This window comes from Flavicella sp., assembly GCF_029238425.1.
Taxonomy (GTDB): Bacteria; Bacteroidota; Bacteroidia; order Flavobacteriales; family Flavobacteriaceae; genus Flavicella.
In genome coordinates this window covers 55543-73843 of record NZ_JAQWGB010000106.1, presented here as the reverse complement: position 1 = coordinate 73843, position 18301 = coordinate 55543, and the positions used below count along the sequence as shown (strand labels likewise).

At 31.8% G+C, this 18301-nt stretch carries 16 protein-coding genes; 11 read left to right on the top strand and 5 right to left on the bottom strand.

All coding sequences use genetic code 11. The annotated features are described in order from the left end of the window. Positions 1-29 precede the first annotated feature (29 nt). From P8H68_RS08005 to P8H68_RS07995, 3 genes are all read left to right on the top strand, one after another. Positions 30-1439, top strand: coding sequence for an exopolysaccharide biosynthesis polyprenyl glycosylphosphotransferase (locus tag P8H68_RS08005; RefSeq protein WP_300323209.1), 1410 nt, complete (start codon positions 30-32; stop codon positions 1437-1439). Between the two features lie 85 nt (positions 1440-1524). Then, positions 1525-2064, top strand: coding sequence for a 1-acyl-sn-glycerol-3-phosphate acyltransferase (locus tag P8H68_RS08000; RefSeq protein ID WP_300323207.1), 540 nt, complete (start codon positions 1525-1527; stop codon positions 2062-2064). An 81-nt stretch (positions 2065-2145) separates the two neighbouring features. Next, on the top strand, positions 2146-3480 hold the full coding sequence (locus P8H68_RS07995; protein ID WP_300323205.1) for a dicarboxylate/amino acid:cation symporter: 1335 nt from the start codon (positions 2146-2148) through the stop codon (positions 3478-3480). Here P8H68_RS07995 and P8H68_RS07990 read toward each other — a convergent pair. Both P8H68_RS07990 and P8H68_RS07985 read right to left on the bottom strand, forming a co-directional pair. After that, positions 3472-3903 carry a DCC1-like thiol-disulfide oxidoreductase family protein gene (locus P8H68_RS07990; RefSeq protein WP_300323203.1) on the bottom strand — a complete coding sequence of 144 codons (432 nt, stop codon included), beginning with the start codon at positions 3901-3903 and terminating at the stop codon, positions 3472-3474. The two genes, P8H68_RS07995 and P8H68_RS07990, sit on opposite strands and share 9 nt — an antisense overlap. 10 nt (positions 3904-3913) lie before the next feature. After that, the gene (locus P8H68_RS07985) at positions 3914-4873 is read right to left on the bottom strand and encodes a Gfo/Idh/MocA family oxidoreductase (RefSeq protein WP_300323289.1); all 960 of its coding nucleotides are present in this window, start codon (positions 4871-4873) and stop codon (positions 3914-3916) included. Positions 4874-5046: 173 nt separating this feature from the next. Between P8H68_RS07985 and P8H68_RS07980 the strand changes: the two genes are divergently transcribed. From P8H68_RS07980 to P8H68_RS07945, 8 genes are all read left to right on the top strand, one after another. Then, complete coding sequence (locus P8H68_RS07980; RefSeq protein WP_300323201.1) at positions 5047-5688, top strand: protein-L-isoaspartate(D-aspartate) O-methyltransferase; 642 nt, start codon at positions 5047-5049, stop codon at positions 5686-5688. A 65-nt stretch (positions 5689-5753) separates the two neighbouring features. Beyond that, positions 5754-7046 carry an MFS transporter gene (locus tag P8H68_RS07975; RefSeq protein ID WP_300323199.1) on the top strand — a complete coding sequence of 431 codons (1293 nt, stop codon included), beginning with the start codon at positions 5754-5756 and terminating at the stop codon, positions 7044-7046. Positions 7047-7052: 6 nt separating this feature from the next. Next, on the top strand, positions 7053-7745 hold the full coding sequence (locus tag P8H68_RS07970; RefSeq protein WP_300323197.1) for an ion channel: 693 nt from the start codon (positions 7053-7055) through the stop codon (positions 7743-7745). Between the two features lie 130 nt (positions 7746-7875). Continuing rightward, positions 7876-8562 carry a hypothetical protein gene (locus P8H68_RS07965; protein WP_300323195.1) on the top strand — a complete coding sequence of 229 codons (687 nt, stop codon included), beginning with the start codon at positions 7876-7878 and terminating at the stop codon, positions 8560-8562. Positions 8563-8728: 166 nt separating this feature from the next. After that, complete coding sequence (locus P8H68_RS07960) at positions 8729-9745, top strand: trypsin-like peptidase domain-containing protein (RefSeq protein WP_300323193.1); 1017 nt, start codon at positions 8729-8731, stop codon at positions 9743-9745. 254 nt (positions 9746-9999) lie between these two features. Continuing rightward, positions 10000-11028, top strand: a complete 1029-nt coding sequence (locus P8H68_RS07955) for a histidine kinase (RefSeq protein WP_300323191.1) — start codon at positions 10000-10002, stop codon at positions 11026-11028. Positions 11029-11033: 5 nt separating this feature from the next. After that, on the top strand, positions 11034-11798 hold the full coding sequence (locus tag P8H68_RS07950; protein ID WP_300323189.1) for a LytTR family DNA-binding domain-containing protein: 765 nt from the start codon (positions 11034-11036) through the stop codon (positions 11796-11798). Between the two features lie 37 nt (positions 11799-11835). After that, positions 11836-13572: an alkaline phosphatase D family protein gene (locus P8H68_RS07945; RefSeq protein WP_300323187.1), complete on the top strand. Its 1737-nt coding sequence runs from the start codon at positions 11836-11838 to the stop codon at positions 13570-13572. A gap of 3 nt (positions 13573-13575) precedes the next feature. On the opposite strand, the gene P8H68_RS07940 is transcribed toward P8H68_RS07945, so the two are convergent. Genes P8H68_RS07940 through P8H68_RS07930 form a run of 3 tightly spaced genes read right to left on the bottom strand, consistent with a single transcriptional unit; the run spans position 13576 to position 18077 of the window. Continuing rightward, on the bottom strand, positions 13576-15060 hold the full coding sequence (locus P8H68_RS07940) for a TolC family protein (protein ID WP_300323185.1): 1485 nt from the start codon (positions 15058-15060) through the stop codon (positions 13576-13578). Between the two features lie 2 nt (positions 15061-15062). Further along, on the bottom strand, positions 15063-16418 hold the full coding sequence (locus P8H68_RS07935; protein ID WP_300323183.1) for an HlyD family efflux transporter periplasmic adaptor subunit: 1356 nt from the start codon (positions 16416-16418) through the stop codon (positions 15063-15065). A 9-nt stretch (positions 16419-16427) separates the two neighbouring features. Then, the gene (locus tag P8H68_RS07930) at positions 16428-18077 is read right to left on the bottom strand and encodes an ATP-binding cassette domain-containing protein (RefSeq protein ID WP_300323182.1); all 1650 of its coding nucleotides are present in this window, start codon (positions 18075-18077) and stop codon (positions 16428-16430) included. Positions 18078-18301: the final 224 nt, after the last annotated feature.

The window sequence follows — 18301 nt, the reverse complement described above, 5'->3', positions numbered from 1 at the left end:
ATAAAAGATTTACATAACTTTGAAACATCATGGTAAAAGCTCCGAATACACAAGCTAAATCAAATTATTTGAATATCTCAGAAAGAAAAATCCTTCTTAGGTTTTTTGATATTCTGTCTGTTGTACTAGGTATATATGCAATATCTTCGTTTTTAAACGTGAATTACATCACCTTAACAAATGAAATGTCTGTAAAATGGCTTGTTACTTTTGTTTTGTATTTTATACTTTTTGGAAACATATTTGAGTTATATAATTTAAAAGTATCTGCAAGTAGATATCTGGTTTTTCAAAGTATTTTAATTACTTGTTTTGCTACAATTATATTTTATGTTTTTACGCCTATCATAACACCATCATTACCTAAAAACAGGATAGAAATATTGTATCTGTTTTTAGGAATAGTAATACCTCTAACGTATTGGAGACTTATTTATAGTACTTTTATTTATAGCCCAAAGTTTTTAAAAAACATTTTAATCATTGGAAGCTCTAATAAAGTTGAAAACATTTTACAGATTATTGAAAAGAAAAATTTTCAGATAAATGTTGTTAACTATATTTCTGATGAAAAGATTACTTCCCTAGAAAATTATAAATATCAACAATTAGACAAAGCAGATTTGCTAAAAGTGATGGAAGAACACTCTGTTGATGAAATCGTGGTTTCCACTTCTTCTTTAGGTATCAAGCCGAATTCAAAAATAAATCAGCAATTGGTCTATTTATTTGAACATGGTATCAATATTAAAAGTATTGGTAACTTATACGAAGAAATTACTGAAAGTGTTGCAAAAGAAAATTTAAATAAAGAGTTTTATAAATATATATCATTTAGTAAAAATCATGAAAACACGTTTTATTTATTGTTCATGCGTGTTTTTGATATTATAGTTTCGCTTGTAGGATTATTAAGTTTGTTGTTTTATGTTCCTTTTGTTTTTATAGGGAATTTGTTTGGAAGCAGAGGTCCCTTATTTTACAAACAAGTTCGTGTTGGTTTAAACGGAGAACATTTTAACATTTATAAATTTCGATCGATGATTGTGAATGCTGAAACAAATAAAGCAATTTGGGCAGAAAAGAATGATAGACGTATTACTTCATTTGGAAAATTTATCAGAAAAACTAGAATTGATGAAATTCCACAGTTTTGGAATATACTTATAGGGGAAATGAGTTTGATTGGACCAAGGCCGGAAAGACCAGAATTTGTATTGAGTTTGAAAGATGAACTTCCTTTTTATGCCATACGACATGTTATACGACCTGGTTTAACAGGTTGGGCTCAAGTAATGTATCCATATGCAAATACCACAAAGGAACAAGAAATAAAATTACGTTACGATTTATATTATATCAAATCTAGAGGACTTTTCATGGATTTTAAAATTCTTATTAAAACTATTAGTACTGTTATACAATTAAAGGGGCAGTAGATTTAAATAATAAACGTTTTATATACAATTGTTTACAATTTATTAAGTTTTGCTGCATTGAAGTTATGTTTTGTACCTTTATATTATGCACAGAATATCTAAGTTCGTTTTATTTACTGTTTTGAGATGGAAGATAATTGGAGATTTTCCTCGTGAGATTAAGCAGTATGTAGTTATTGCCGCTCCTCATACTAGCTGGATGGATTTTCCATTGGGTATATTAATTCGATCCATTAAAAAAGCTAAAATTAATTTTATTGGCAAAAAGATTCTTTTTAAGAATCCACAAGGTTTTTTTTTTCGCAGGTTAGGTGGATTTCCTATCGATAGAACCCATAGCAATAATACAGTGGATTTGTTGGTGGATATGTTCAAAAGAAATGAAAATTTCAAATTAGGAATATCACCTGAAGGAACACGCAAAAAAGTTCAAAATTGGAAAACGGGTTATTATTATGTTGCAAAAAAAGCAAATGTACCAGTTGTTAAAGTAGCACTTGACTTTAAAAACAAACAAGTATTGATTGATGAGCCATATTTCTTAACAGCAGATGCTGAGCAAGATATGAAAACTATAAAACGCTTTTTTCATGGTGTAAAAGGTCGTTTTTCCGAACTAAGTTAATGGTTTTCATTTTCATTAAATTTCTCTTTATCTAGTATAATATAAATAGTACCTTACCGCAATCCTCAAGAGATTATCATTATGAAGAAATTAGCGTTGCATTGGAAAATTGTTATTGGAATGGTTTTAGGAATTTTTCTAGGATTTGTTCTTCTGCAATTTGATGCAGGTCCACAATTTGCTAAAGATTGGGTAGATCCTATTGGTAGGATTTTTGTAAGAATGCTTAAACTAATTGCGGTGCCTTTGATAGTGGCATCACTTATAAAAGGTATTTCAGATTTAAAAGATATTTCAAAATTTAAATCGATGGGGGTCAAGACAATTGTGGTATACATTGTCACTACAGTTTTTGCTATTAGTATTGGTTTGTCTTCGGTTAATTTATTCAAGCCTGGTGATGGTATATCTCAAAGCACTATTGTTCATCTAAAGAACACCTATGCTTCTAGTTCTAAGATTCAAGAACGAATATCAGAAGCGGAAAATCAACAAAATCAAGGACCTCTTCAATTTGTGGTAGACATGGTTCCTGATAATGCTATCAAGGCAATGAGCAATAACAAAATGATGCTGCAAGTCATCTTTTTTACCATTTGTATTGGTATTAGTATGTTGCTTATTCCGGAAAAAGAAGCAAAACCTTTGAAAAAGTTTTTCGATTCTTTAAATTCTGTTGTGCTTAAAATGGTGGACTTAATTATGTTGTTGGCTCCTGTAGCAGTATTGTCTTTGCTAACCACCGTTATAGTAAGTACCAATGATGTAAATATTTTGATTGCATTGATGAAATATGCGGGTGTAGTTGTATTTGGTTTGGTATTAATGATTTGTTTGTACCTTTTTTTTATTTCTGTGTACACAAAAAAATCACCTATTTGGTTTTTAAAACAAATCTCCCCAGCGCAATTGTTAGCTTTTTCAACAAGTTCTAGTGCTGCTACTTTACCCGTAACGATGGAAAGAGTAGAGGAACATATTGGGGTTGATAAAGAGGTTTCTAGCTTTGTATTGCCCGTGGGTGCCACGATTAATATGGACGGAACGAGTTTGTACCAAGCTGTTGCTGCTGTTTTTATCATGCAAGTTCTTTGGCCAGAAGGATTGGGGTTTACCAATCAATTGATAATAATTGTTACGGCATTGTTGGCTTCAATTGGTTCTGCGGCAGTCCCTGGTGCAGGAATGGTAATGCTTGTTATAGTGTTAGATGCTATCGGATTCCCAAAAGATATGTTACCAATTGGTTTGGCCCTTATTTTTGCTGTGGACCGACCGTTAGATATGCTTAGAACTACAGTAAATGTAACAGGTGATGCCTGTGTAGCGATGTTGATTGCTAAATCTGAAGGGAAATTAGGGAAACCAATTGTGAAAAATTGGGATGATAATTACCCAGGTTCTAAATCAAACTAAGAATTTTGATCTTTGCTCAGAAGTAGGAATCTTACAACTGTCATATTTCCCAAACCATTGATACCTACGTTTAGCAATAAAATCATAAACTGAATCTCTTAAAGGTTTTGGTAGAATAAAAAATATACCTGATAAATACCAATGGGCACTCAACTTTGAAGCAATTTTTAAGGCAGCAGAAGATTTTGTATAAATCTTTTCATTCGTCACCAATAAAATACTATCAATGTTCTGAATTTCTGAATCTTGATTTTTTAAAAATTCCTTACCAGATTTAGATTGTAAGGTGGCATATAAGAATTCATCATCTGGGTCTCTTTTAATCACAAATTGAACCGAATGATCACAAAAATTACACAGTCCATCAAATAGAATGATAGACTTTGTTTTTCTTAATTCTTGTATGGAATTATTTTCTTTCAAATAAATAGTTTTAGAAACAGTCGATAATTTGTAAAGCAACTTGCAAAGCTTCCGCTCCTTGTCCTAAAGACACAACTGGTGTGGTATCTGTGGCAATCGCATTTGCAAAAGATTCTAATTCATCTAAAATAGCATTGTTTGCTTCTACCGTTGGGTTTTCAAAATATATTTGTTTTTTAACCCCTTCAGCATTCTGTAAAATCATCGCAAATTCATCTGGATTCTCTGGTGCATCATTCATTTTAACCAGTTCACTTTTCTTATCAAGGAAATCAACTGAAATGTAAGCGTCTTTTTGAAAAAATCTAGATTTCCTCATGTTTTTCAAGGAAATTCTACTTGCCGTTAAATTAGCAACACATCCATTTTCAAATTCAATTCTTGCATTTGCAATATCTGGAGTCTGTGAAATAACAGAAATTCCACTTGCATTGATAGTTTTTACTTTTGATTTTACGACACTTAAAATGATGTCAATATCGTGTATCATCAAATCCAACACTACAGGAACATCCGTACCACGAGGGTTGAATTCCGCCAAACGATGTGTTTCAATAAACATAGGATTCTGAATAGCATCTTTTACTGCCGTGAAGGCAGGGTTAAAACGTTCCACATGTCCCACTTGTCCACGTACTTTATTTTCTTTAGCTAGAGACCTTAATTCCTCGGCTTCTTCGTATGTTTTAGTGATAGGTTTTTCAATAAAAATATGTTTTCCGCTTTTAAGCGCTTGCTTAGCACAATCAAAATGGGACAATGTAGGAGTTACAATATCAACTACATCAACTTCAACCAATAAATCTTCTATGGTATCAAAAGCCTTATATCCAAATTCTTTCGCTACTGCTGAAGCATTTTCTTTAATAGGATCATAAAAACCAACCAATTCGTATTTTTCAGATTGCTGTAATAACCTTAAATGAATTTTTCCTAGATGACCTGCACCTAACACTCCTGCTTTTAGCATATTATATACGTCTTTTTTCAACTGTGGCTAGCTTATATCTTGGATATCAATAGTCCACAATCTTCGATTTAAATTTCTATGATTGCTCAATGAATTCTTTGAGTAATTTTAAACAAAAATAAAAATCTTTAGGGATTAATTACTAATTTTAAGCCCCTAAATAAAAACATTTCGTGAAGGATACTCTCAAACATCAAGGACTTAGAAATCAATTAGCTAAAGTTGTGCAAGAAAAAGGCATATATGCAAAGAACGTACTAGAGGCAATAACTAAAATTCCACGGCACTTGTTTTTGGATTCTAGTTTTGAGAGTTTTGCTTATCAAGATAAAGCGTTTCCGATTCTAGCGGATCAAACTATTTCACAACCTTACACGGTTGCTTTTCAATCTCAGTTGTTAGAGATTCAACCAGGTCATAAAGTTTTGGAGATAGGTACAGGGTCGGGTTATCAAACCGCAATGTTGTTAGAACTAAAAGCTGAAGTATATACCATTGAACGTCAGAATGAGCTTTTTAAGAAGACCAAAATGTTTTTACCTAAATTGGGGTACCGTCCTAAGTATATGTCTTTCGGTGATGGTTATAAAGGTTTACCGGAGTATGCTCCTTTTGATAAAATAATCGTTACCGCTGGAGCACCCTTTGTTCCTAAGGCTTTATTGGCTCAATTGAAAATTGGTGGCCTTTTGGTAATTCCTGTGGGAGATACCACACAAATTATGCATTTATATAAAAGAACAGGAGTGAAATCTTTTGAAAAAGAAGAGTTAGGGGAGTGTAAATTCGTTCCGATGTTGGAAAAAAAGAATTAAAAATGGGTCCGCTTAGTAACTTGTGTTGAGTTGTTTATATTTACAAAAACTTCATTTAAAAAAAGATGCTGCAAAAAAACGATAAAAAACTAATAAATGCTTGGGCTTCTTTTGACTGGGCAAATTCAGTGTATAACCTAATTATTACTACCGCAATCTTTCCAGTGTACTTTTTAGGGACTACAGAAGATTTTTTTAAAGGAGAAGAACTGTTGTTTTTTGGAATGAATATTTCAAATTCGGTTTTGTATTCCTATGCCATTTCGTTTTCATTTTTAATAATTGTATTTATTTCACCGATACTTTCTGGAATAGCAGATTACTCTGGTAAAAAGAAGCGTTTCATGAAATTTTTCACCTATTTGGGATCTTTTGCCTGTATGGGGTTGTATTTCTTTACTGGAGAAAATGTAGAGTATGGAATCTTATGTGCTGTTTTAGGTAGCGTAGGTTTTGCGGGATCGTTGGTGTTCTATAACAGCTTTTTGCCAGAAGTTGCCACAGTCGATAAAATGGATTCCGTGAGTGCAAAAGGGTTTTCACTCGGATATATAGGATCTGTCATTTTGTTGATAGTGAATTTGGTTTTGTTTCAGAGTTATGAGTCTTTTGGTTTTGAGTCGGGGTTATTAGCAACTCGTTTCGGGTTTATTTTGGTCGGAGTTTGGTGGCTTGGGTTTGCCCAAATAGCGTTTTATTATTTAAAAGACAAAGAGACTACCAATTCAATATCCAAAGAAATTTTAGGGAAAGGAAAAGAACAAATTCTTCAAGTGCTGAAAAAAGTAAAAACCATGCCTAGCATGAATTTCTATTTGGTATCCTTTTTTATTTTTAGCATGGGAGTTCAAACCGTGATGTTATTAGCTCCGTTGTTTGCGAATAAAGTAATAGGAATGGAATCGGACGAAATGATTTTAGTAGTATTAATCATTCAAATTGTGGCCATAGGGGGGAGTTATTTCTTTGCCTGGTTGTCAAGAAAAAAAGGAAATGGAACTTCAATAAGTACGGCTTTAATTATTTGGGGGATTATTTGTGTTGCGGGTTATTTTCTGAATTCTAAAATTCCATTTTATGTCATGGCCATGTTTTTAGGATTTGTTATGGGGGGAATACAATCCATTTCAAGATCAACATACTCAAAACTAATCCCAAAAGATACTAGCAACCATGCTTCTTTTTTTAGTTTTTATGATATAACAGAAAAACTGGGAATCGTTATTGGAACTTTTAGTTATGGTTTGATAGATCAAATAACGGGTAGCATGCGAATTAGTATGTTGTGCATGACCTTGTTTTTTATTACAGGATTTGTAATTTTACAAAAAGCGAAATTGAATGCTTTAAATAATTAATCTGCTATGAATTTTTCAAAACTGCATCCTTATAGATTTGAAATATTTTTTCTAAGTCAATTTTTTATTCTGTTCGGATCTATTTTAGTTTCGAATTCTTTTTTCGATCTGTGGTTGTTGCCAGCAATGTTTTTCATAAATATCTTTGCGGGTTTGATTATGATGTCTAAAAAGCGACTAAAATTCATTGTTTTTTTAATACTGATTGGGATTAGTGGATTTTTATTGGTGTATAGATTACTAACCAATGAATATGAGGAGGAAATAGTGTTTCTTAGAATGGCTATTAATTTTCTGTTTTACTTGTTTGTAACCTATGAAATTGTGCAACAAGTTTGGGATGCTAAAAAAATATCATCACATGTTATTTTTGGGTTGATTAGTGGATATGTATCCATTGGTTTGATTGGGTATTTTTTATGTATGACTATAGAGTTAGCAGTTCCAGGATCATTCCATGCTTCCTTTAAGGGAGCATTTTCCAGGGATACCTTCAATGATGAGTTTATGTATTTTAGTTATATCACATTACTTTCTATAGGATATGGGGATATTACTCCTGCTTCCACTTTGGCTCAAAAAGTGAGTGTTTTGATAGGGCTTATAGGCCAAATGTATAATGTTATTATCACAGCAATTGTGGTAGGGAAGTATATCAACCAATTAAATCAATCAAAAAATAAATTAGAAAAGGAGTGAAAAAATTTGGCCCGATTTATGATGTTAAAATAAGGAAGGAGTAGCTTGTCTTATCTCAACCAAATTGCATATATTGTGCACTATTAATAAGATGGTAACTCATTTTATAAACCGTATTAAAATAAAATTTATGAAAACAATAGTAAAAATCTCAAGTATCCTTTTGGTTCTTGTTTCAATGGTAAGTTGTTCAACAGTTAAAGTGTCTGATGCTTGGAAGGATTCTAGAATTCAAAATATTGATGGTGGAAAAGTAATTATCGTATTCAAATCAAAAGATAATGTTGCTAGACAGCGTTTTGAAAAAGATATGGCGGCTCAATTCAAAGCGAAAGGACCAGAATTTGAGGTACTTCCAAGTTATGTGAATTTCCCAGATGCAGCCCCAGATGAGAAACATACACCAGAGGAGGTAAATCAAATTCGTGAAAAATTGAATGAAATGGGAGTTGATATTGCCATTGTTACAACTGTAAAATCTGTCAAAGAATCAGTTGTTACTAATGTAACAGAAGACCCTTCAGCTTATCCTTATTATGGATATGGTGGTTACGGTGGTTATGGTTATTATTCAGGACGTTATAGAACTGGATACTATCACAATATGAATATGGGATATGTTGGTGGAGGAAGCTCTACAGCAATCACCTCTACAGAGAAAGAATTTGTGGTAGAAACTTTATTATATGACTTGTCTTTGCCTGAGTCTGAACAATTATTAGCCGTGGTAACTTCATTGGTTGATAACCCTAAAAGTTTGGTAACTACTTCCGATGATTTCGCTAAAGCGGTTGTGAAGCAATTATTTAAGAAATAGAAGTTTAAAATAATTTATGAAAGGCTGTTAATCATTTGATTTAACAGCCTTTTTTTATGTTTATTACTTAAAGAAAAAGTGATTAAAATTTCAAATTTTAATTACTTTAGCAAAAGAGGAACATCCACTTATTTTAATTAACCTAAATCCTCATATTGATATTATTATGAAAAAAATTGTTTTTTTACTTGCTCTTGTTTCCTTAAATATTTCAGCTCAAGATTTATCAAAATTATATAAAAAGGTCAGCAGTTCTGTCGTTTATATAAATATAGAGAGTTATGACTATTCTGATGTACTTTTTAGTCAACAGGTTAGAAAAGAAGAGTCGTTAGGATCTGGTGTATTGATTGCTGAGGAGGGATTGATTTGGACCGCTGCTCACGTAATTCAGGCTTCTGAAAAAATCACGGTTGAATTTACAGATGGAGATGTATATGAAGCAGAAGTTATTTCTTCTGATACCAATGCAGATGTAGCCCTGATTAAAGTAAAAGATTCTTTTCAATTGAAAGAGAAAAATATTGCTAAAATAGGGGATTCCGATAAAGTTCAAATAGGTGACAATGTTTTTATTATTGGAGCTCCTCATGGATTCAAACAATCCTTATCAAAAGGAATTATAAGCGGAAAATATTCTCCTGAAAATTTAAGTAATAGGTTTGAAAAGGTAGATTTCTTTCAAACAGATGCCTCTATTAACCCAGGAAATTCTGGTGGGCCAATGTTTAATATGAAAGGTGAAATTGTAGGAATTGCAAGTCGAATATATACTGTTTCAGGTGGTTTTGATGGGATTGGTTTTGCCGTTACCTCGAATGTAGCAAACAAGATACTTGCGAACAGAGAAAACTGGTCAGGATTTGAGTCGATGGTATTGTCACCAGAGCTTGCGGCTTTATTGAATTTACCGCAACAAGGTGGGATTTTGATCACCAAAGTTTCTACGCAAGGAAAAGCAGGGAAACTTGGTTTAATGGGAGGATTTGTACCAGTTGTGATTGCAGGACAAGAATTATTGCTAGGAGGAGATATTATTTTAGAAATTGCAGGAGTAAAAATATTAGATCATTCTTCTTTAGAGTTGGTTCAAGAAAGATTGATCAATACGAAGGATGGCGAAAAGGTAAGTATTGTTATACTTAGACAAGGACAAGTTGTTTCTACAACATACGACAAGTAATTCATTGAAGATATTTGACGGTTCACTTAAGTTTTTTTACACTTGAGTGTAATAATAAACATTAAAGAACGTTTCTGATATACTTTTAGAGTCTAAAACTAAAAGGATATATTATGAAAATAGCTCAAGATGTAACTAGAAAAGAATTGATTAAAACAGTAGTTCTAATTAATTTCGTATTTGTAATTTTAGCAATATTGGTGAAAGTAATTTGATTACAATCTAACCTCTAACTTTAATTTAATTATATTTTATTGGAAACTAAAGCGGTAAAACAGAGAGAGATATTATTGATATCATTTTTGGTGAGCTTACTACAAAACTCACCGAGGTTGTTAGAGTTGATAGGTTTCTTAAAATACACCAAAGACTCTTATATAACGCCTCCCTCAACAATTGATGTGGTGTTTAGAATGTTCTTTTTGTTTGGGTTTTCTTATGTGGTTTTACTTTACAACACAAACTTAGATACTTATTTTAAAAAATTCGGTCAATATTTATTTATTACCTCGTCAATTTTAATAAATGGATTAATTCTATACGTTTGTTCCTCTTTTTATTTTGATCTTTATGATGATTTCACAGGTCATGAATTGTATGTGAGAGATGAAAAATTATTGATTTTTATTCTTGTAATTTTGATGTTAGGACTTATTGCTTTGGCAAAAAATCTAATATACAAGGCTCGTAGAGAGGCTGATATCCAAGAAAAAGAACGACTAGCTAAACAGAATCTTCAAAATGAACTTTCTGCACTTAAAAATCAAATAAATCCTCACTTTTTATTCAATTCTCTAAATTCTTTAAATTCTTTAATTAGAGAAAATAAAGAAGCCACGAATTTTGTAAATCAACTTTCTTATATGTATCGATATATATTACAAAGTGGAAATAGAGATTTGGTGGAGTTAAGAGAGGAGTTGAAGTTTATTGATAGTTATGTATTTCTAATTAAAACAAGATATAGAGATAAATTTTCTATTGAGGTTTTGGTGGATGAAGAAATTATGTCGTATCAAATTCCAGTGTTAGCTTTGCAATTATTAGTTGAAAATGCTGTGAAGCATAATGAAATATCTAATAGAAATCCTTTACATGTAAAAATATTTCATGATGATGACTTTCTAATTGTAGAGAATAAAATACAACCGAGAAGTACATTTGTAGATAGTACCGGGCAGGGATTAGTTAATATTAACAAAAGATATATGCTATTGAAGGAAAAAAGCATAAAAATATCAAATGAAAACAATATCTTTAGAGTCAAAATGCCTTTAAAATAAAAAAAATGAAAGTTGTAATAGTTGAAGATGAAATCGCAGCAAGTGATAACCTAACTTATATCTTAAAATCTATCAACTCAGAAATTGAAGTCTTAAATGTTATAGATTCTGTAGCTGATGCCATTGATTATTTCTCAAATCCAACGGAAGCTGTATTGGTTTTTATGGATATTCATTTAGCTGATGGGATTTCTTTTGAAATTTTTGAGAAAGTAAAAATTGAGATTCCAATAATTTTTACAACCGCTTATGACCAATATGCCATCCAAGCCTTTAAAGTAAATAGTTTAGATTATTTATTAAAGCCAGTCTCTGAAGAAGATATGGAAGGCGCTTTACAGAAATATGAAAAAGCATCTGCGAATAGCGTAGCGATCGAAGACCAACTAAAAGGTGTAATGTCTTTACTTCAAGCCTCTACAAATAACAACTATAAATTAAGTTATTTGATCCAAAAACGCGATGAATTAATCCCTATAAAAGTTGCTGATATTGCTTACTTTTTTATTGATATGGGAATTGTGAAAGCCGTTACTTTTGAAAAGCAAGAATATACTTTAAACAAAAAACTTGAAACGATAGAAGAGGAGTTAGATCCCACTAATTTTACTAGAGTAAACAGGCAATATATTTTAAATAAACAAAGCATTGATAAATTAAAATTCCATTTCAATGGAAAATTAATTGTTGATGTACATCCAAAAACGGAGGAGAGAATTATTGTAAGCAAATTAAAGGCTAGTGAAATAAAAGCTTGGTTGAACTCTTAATAGCCCCTTCTTCTTTATAATTATTAATTAATTTATTATGGCAATAAAGAAGGACAGAAGAAGCTTTATAAAAAAGAGTATCCTCGGTACTGGAGGTTTATTAATTGCTACGAATATTATTAGTTGTGAAGATGATTTTCAAGAGGAACAAGCTATTAATTCATTCTTAAATAATGAAAACGATATGTTCCCTTTGGGAATTGCTAGTTTTGATCCCACTGCAACAAAAATAATTATCTGGTGTTATATTGAGACACATATAATAGAAGGCAAATTAGAGTGGCAAATTGCTACAGATGCTAGTTTTAATGATATTGTACGTTATGGAAGAGTTTCAACTTCCTCAGAAGTGGATTACACAGTTTCTGTAGAAGTACAGGATTTGGATGAAAATAAAATATATTATTACAGATTTATTGACATCATCTCTCGGTCGGTTTCTGACGTTGGAGAAACAAGAACTTTTTCAGAAAGCAATTTAAATAATTTAAAGTTGAGTGTTACTTCATGTTCACATTATGAAGTAGGGTATTTTAATGTTTATAAGGAAATTGCGAATTCAGATGTAGATATTGTTTTGCATCTTGGGGATTATATTTATGAAAACAGGGCCAATGGTTTGTCTCAAGCTGAAGAAATTATTTCCTTAGGGCGAAGCCATCTTCCCAGTAATGAATTGTTAAAACTGGAGGACTATAGGACTCGTTATAGACAGTATAGATCCGATGATGATTTGAAATTGTTACATCAAAAAAAGCCTTTTATATGCATTTGGGATGACCATGAAATTGCGAATGATAGTTATAAGGAAGGAGCTAGTGCTCATCAAGAAACTGAAGGAAGCTTTGAAGAAAGGAAAAACGCAGCCTTACAGGCATATAGTGAATTCTTACCGTTTACCACAAACGATAAAGCAGTTGGTTATAGAAGTTTTAAATTTGGCAATTTGGCAAAATTAGTTGTTTTAGATACAAGATTAGCAGGTCGCGATAAACAATTAAAGATCAATGAATATTACAATGTAGATGGTAATTTAAATGAGCTTTTGTTTCGGCAAGATTGGCTGGAACCTACTCGGACAATTTTGGGAGAAACTCAAAAGGATTGGCTCAAATCTGAAATATCAAATACATCAGAAGAATGGTTGATTGTTGGCCAACAAGTGGTCATGGGAAAAATTTATTTTCCGTTAGAATTGATAACAGAGTTACATGTATTGAACATAGAGAAGACGACAAGTGGTACTATTTCAGAAGAAAGTTTGAACCGATTGGAGATTCTAATGTTCGAATTGGTACAAATAAAATTAAGAATGCAAGCTCTGGATCCAACTGTGACAACACAAGAAAAATTTAGAGTGACAAATGTATTTTCTTATAATCTTGATTCTTGGGATGGATATCCCGTAGAAAGGGAGGAAATATTGACTTTGTTGGAAACGAAAAAAACAATCGTTTTAGCAGGGGACTCACATAATGCTTGGCACAATGAAATATTGAAAGAAGAGGGCAATTCAATTGTAAACGAGTTTGCAACTTCCTCCGTTACCTCTCCGGGTTTTGAATATATCATAGAAGATCCTGATCAAAGACAAAATTTTCAGTCTGGCATTAAAGCATTGGTGGATCAATTGTCCTATTTTAATAGTTCAAATAGAGGATATATTGAATTGAATTTACAACCTGGTAATGCCAATGCCAATTGGATAATGGTGGATACTATTCTTTCAAAAGACTTTAATGCACATAGTGATCACAGTGTCTCAGTTTCTTAAAAATTAAAAAACAACCAAGCTGTTATATAATTTAGCTTTTGTTTTCAAATAGTTGTTTATGAGTTGGGTGTATTTTAATTCAGCTTCTATTTGTTTTGATTCCCTGATATTCACATAGAAAATAGAGCTTTCACCCAAATTGAACTTTCTTTGTTCTGCTTTTGACAAAGCACCATAATCTCTTACCAAAATTTTCGAAAAGTCGATTTGACTTTCAAAGGAATTCAATTCTTGTAACAAACCATTCACTTTATTAGCGATAGAAAGTTGTTGTGTTGACCTTTCATAATTCAAAGCTTCAATTTTTAGCTTAGATAACTTTAAATCAGATCGTTCTTTTCTGATAAAAATAGGAACACTTACTTTAATTCCAGCCTTGTAATTGTCAAGACCAAACGCATTATCATTTCCTAACGAACCCGAGAGGAAATTATACTCTCCTTCAATGGTTGGTAATAATTTATTGAATTTTAGTTTTCTTTCAATCTCTAAATTCTCAGTTTTAAACCCCAATGCCTTTAATTTGGGATGTTCGGTAATATCAAATTGTTCCGTTTCAATCTTAGAGGTGTTTAATGCCGTGTCAACATTTTCAATAGTTAGCGTATCTGGTATTATAGTAGAATTTAATTCTACAGGTACATTGTTCTCAAGCCATAGAAAATTCGACAAATCTAAAGTAGCTTTGATGTATTTGATATTTGCCTTTTCTAAATTTAATTTTCTATTTCCAATGGCAATGTTTGCTTCCAAAGTATCAACAGCAGCCATTTCTCCCGAATAAAAACTTTTCTTTATGGCAACAAAACGCGATTCCGCATTTGTCAAAAACGATTCATGAATTTTTCTTTCATTGTAAAAACGTAACCAATCAAAATAGGTGTTTGCAGCGTCGTATAAAATATTATTTACAAGTATTTTCTGTTCTTCTAAAGCTTGTTTCTGATAATTTTTAGCCTGCTTAACATCTGCCATTCTCTGGTTCATAAGCATATTTCCTCCAATGGATGCCGTAACACCTAGTCCATAAAGTCCATCCTTAGGAGTGGTACTTTCAGGGTTTAGATATTCACCGTCGTTATTTTCGTAATTCGCTTTTACCCCAACACCATACCATACAGGTATTTTGAAAGTAGCATTCAGTTTATCATAATATTCTTTACTTTTAAACTGTTTTGTAGCGTAATCAATTTCTAGTTTAGGGTCAAAAGCACCTCTTGACTTTAAACGTTTGATATCACTTTCAGTAACAATCAAATTAGCTTGTTTTACAATTGGGTGAAATGTTTTAACATAACTCAAAAATTCAGACAAACTGATAAAATCATCAAATGTGCCTAACGGCGCGGTGTAATTCAACTCTTTTGGAACAACCAAAGAATCAATACTGTTGGTTTCTAATGGAGCGTTTACCTCAGTAGAATCAGTTGCTGTTTGCGCCTTCATAATTCCAAATCCAACAAGAAAAAATAAAATAAAATTTTTCATACTTATTTTTCAGATTTTTCTTTTCCTTCCATTTGAGTTGGTTGATAATAGTTAGGAGGGAAGCTATTAATTTGTCTCCATAATTCATACCAAATAGGGACATCTTCTAACAAAGCAAAGGTTCTTGCTCCAGATCCAATTCTTATCGCATCTGGCCAAGTATGATCATCAGAATCTGGTGCTAACAAAACACGATACTTACCATTTGGACTAATGAAATTTTGAATGGCAACAACTCTTGCACCATAAGTTCCATAAGATTGATTTGGCCATCCACTAAATACAATAGCTGGCCACCCTTCAAATTGAACTCTTACTTTTTCGCCTACATGTAATAGAGGTAAGTCATTTGGTTTTACAAAAGTTTCTACAGCCAATTCATAAGATGCAGGCATAATTCCTAAAAGTTCTTGACCTTCTTTAAAGGTTTCACCAATACCACCAATGATGGCTTTGTTGATGTATCCATTTTGTGGACTGGTTATAAAAAGAAGATCATTTCTTTTTTGATAATTAGTATAACTATTTTCAAGTTTAGATACTTGTACTTGGGTGTCATAATGACTTGATTTCGCCGTATATAAAGCACTCTGCGCCTTAGAGATTTTATCTACATAAGTGTTTTCAATTTGAGAAACATCCACCTGTGCATTGATGATGTTATTCAAACTAGTCAATAGTTTATTCTCTTGTGCTATCAATTTTGCATTTGATTCTTGTAGCTTAAGATTTTTTTCTTCCACATCCCTGATAGCTTTTAGGCCATCCTCGGCAAGTACAACCGTACGATCATACTGACGTTTTGAGATTTCTGCATTTATTTTTGCTGCTTCAAAATCAATACTATCACTTTTTGCCTTTAAATACGATTGTAAAAGTTTATTTTTCGCTTGTTTCATTTTCAGCTTTTGTTCTTGCTGTAAAGCTACAATCTGTCTGTTTAAAGCTTCAATCTTCGATTTATAGGCATCAACGGAAGAACTTTTTGCTGTTATCTGATCATTGGTTCTTTCTATCAATCTATCATCGAAATAATCAATTTTAATTTCAGATATTCTTAAAATAGTATCACCTTTTTCAACATAATCACCTTCTTGAACAAACCATTCTTCAACTCTTCCTGGTATTTGAGATTGTATCGTTTGTGGACGTTGATTAGGTCGTAGGGTAGTTACAATACCGTTACTTTTAATATTTTGAGTCCATGGCATGAACAAAGTAATTATCCCAATCAAAGCAAAAACCATTAAAAACCTATTGAAGTGTTTATAATGCTTTTTATAATATGCAAATTGTCCTGATTTATAGGACAACAAATCTATGTTACTTCGTCCTTTTGTGTTTGATATATTCAGCATATTTAATTCTTATTTTAATTTACCCTCGTCTAAATTGATGACTTCATCGGTGTATTGCTCCCATAATGGATTGCTACTCACAACAATCAATGTCCAAGGTTGCGATGGGTTTGACAAATATTCTACAATTGACTTTGTTTCTTCCTTATTGAATCTATCCAAAGGATCTTCCAAAATCAAAACTTTTGGCTTTTTAGCAATCGCTCTTGCTAAAACTATCTTTTTAGCAATCGTATACGAAATCTGTTTCCCATCTGGCTGCAGTATAGTTTGAATTCCATTCGGAAGTTCTTTTACATACTGTGTAAGTCCAACATATTTAATGATCTTAAAAACTGTTTCATCAGACACTTCTTTGATTCCGAAAGTAATATTGTCTTTCAAACTTCCTTCAAAAGGAGTTTCTTCAGATAAAGACAATCCTAATTGTGAACGATAATGATTTAAGTTTAAACTTTGAGCAGAGACATTATTGATATACATATTACCTTCAGTAGGTTCAATAACCGCCGTGATAACTCGTAATAGACTCGATTTTCCTGAACCACTTTCACCTTTTATTAAAACTCTTTTTTTGAATGGAATATTTAAATTAATGTCTTTTAAAATAGATTTCTTTCGGTTTGGAACATCATAGGTCACATGCTCTAGTTCAATATTGAATTCTTCTTTGAAAGTAGGTTTTTCTCCAACTTGTGCCTCTAGTTCCTTGTCTACTACTTGACCTAACTTTTCAATGGACGTTAGCACATCATAAAAAGATTCCAATCCTAGTATTAATTTTTCTACAGAAGCAATCACCAAAAGAATAATAATTTCTGCTGCAACGAATTGACCAATATTCATCTCTTGATTCAGTACCAAGGCTCCACCAATAATTAATAAACTAGCCGTAATAAGCATTTTAAAACCTATCATCTGAGAATATTGAATCACGAGTACTTTAAAATGTTTTTCACGTGATTTCAAATATTTTACTACCAATTCATCATTCTTGTCTAAGGCTATGTTAGAATCTCCCGAGAGTTTAAAACTTACTATAGTTCTGGCAATTTCTTGAATCCAATGGGCTACTTTATACTTGTTTTTTGATTCTTCTAAACTAGTTTCTAATCCTCTTTTAGCCGTATATTTAAAAACGATATAAACCAAGACCATTAACAAGAAACCGAATAGGATAAAGAAGGGATGATAGAATGAAAGTAACATCAAAGCAAAAATAATTTGCAATAATGCTGTGGGTACGTCAATTAATATTTTAGAAAGGCTTTTTTGAATCGTTAAAGTATCAAAAAATCTGTTGGCAAGTTCTGGTGGATAATAATTTCTCAACTCATGCATTTTTATTTTAGGAAAACGATAACTCAATTCGAAAGCCGCCCTTGTAAACACTCTTTGTTGAATGGTTTCAATAATTCTTAATTGCATCAATTGAAGTCCACCGTTGAACAAAACACCAATGGTAACTAAAACTACTAAAACAACCCAAGAAGTAGATATTTGCGCACCTTGAATTAAGTTTATAATTGCTTGAATTCCAAGAGGAAGAGACAAAGAAACGATTCCTGAAAAAATTGCGTAATAGAAAATTTGAAAGATTTCCTTCTTTTCTAGTTTTAATAAACCTATGAATCGTTGCCAAGGAGTTAAGTTATTCATAATGAGTTGTAAAAATTACATTTAACTGCAAATATAATAGTAATACTATCGAAAAAAAGCTAATTACTGTTAAAAATATTTAATACATCCATAAACAAAATCTATATGTGTCGATTTAAAATTAATAAAAAGCCTATATTTATTTACCAATTTCAATGTAGGTTGTTCAATTTTTATCTGTAAAGATAGTGTAGTTTGAATCAATTTTATTTATATTTTTGTAA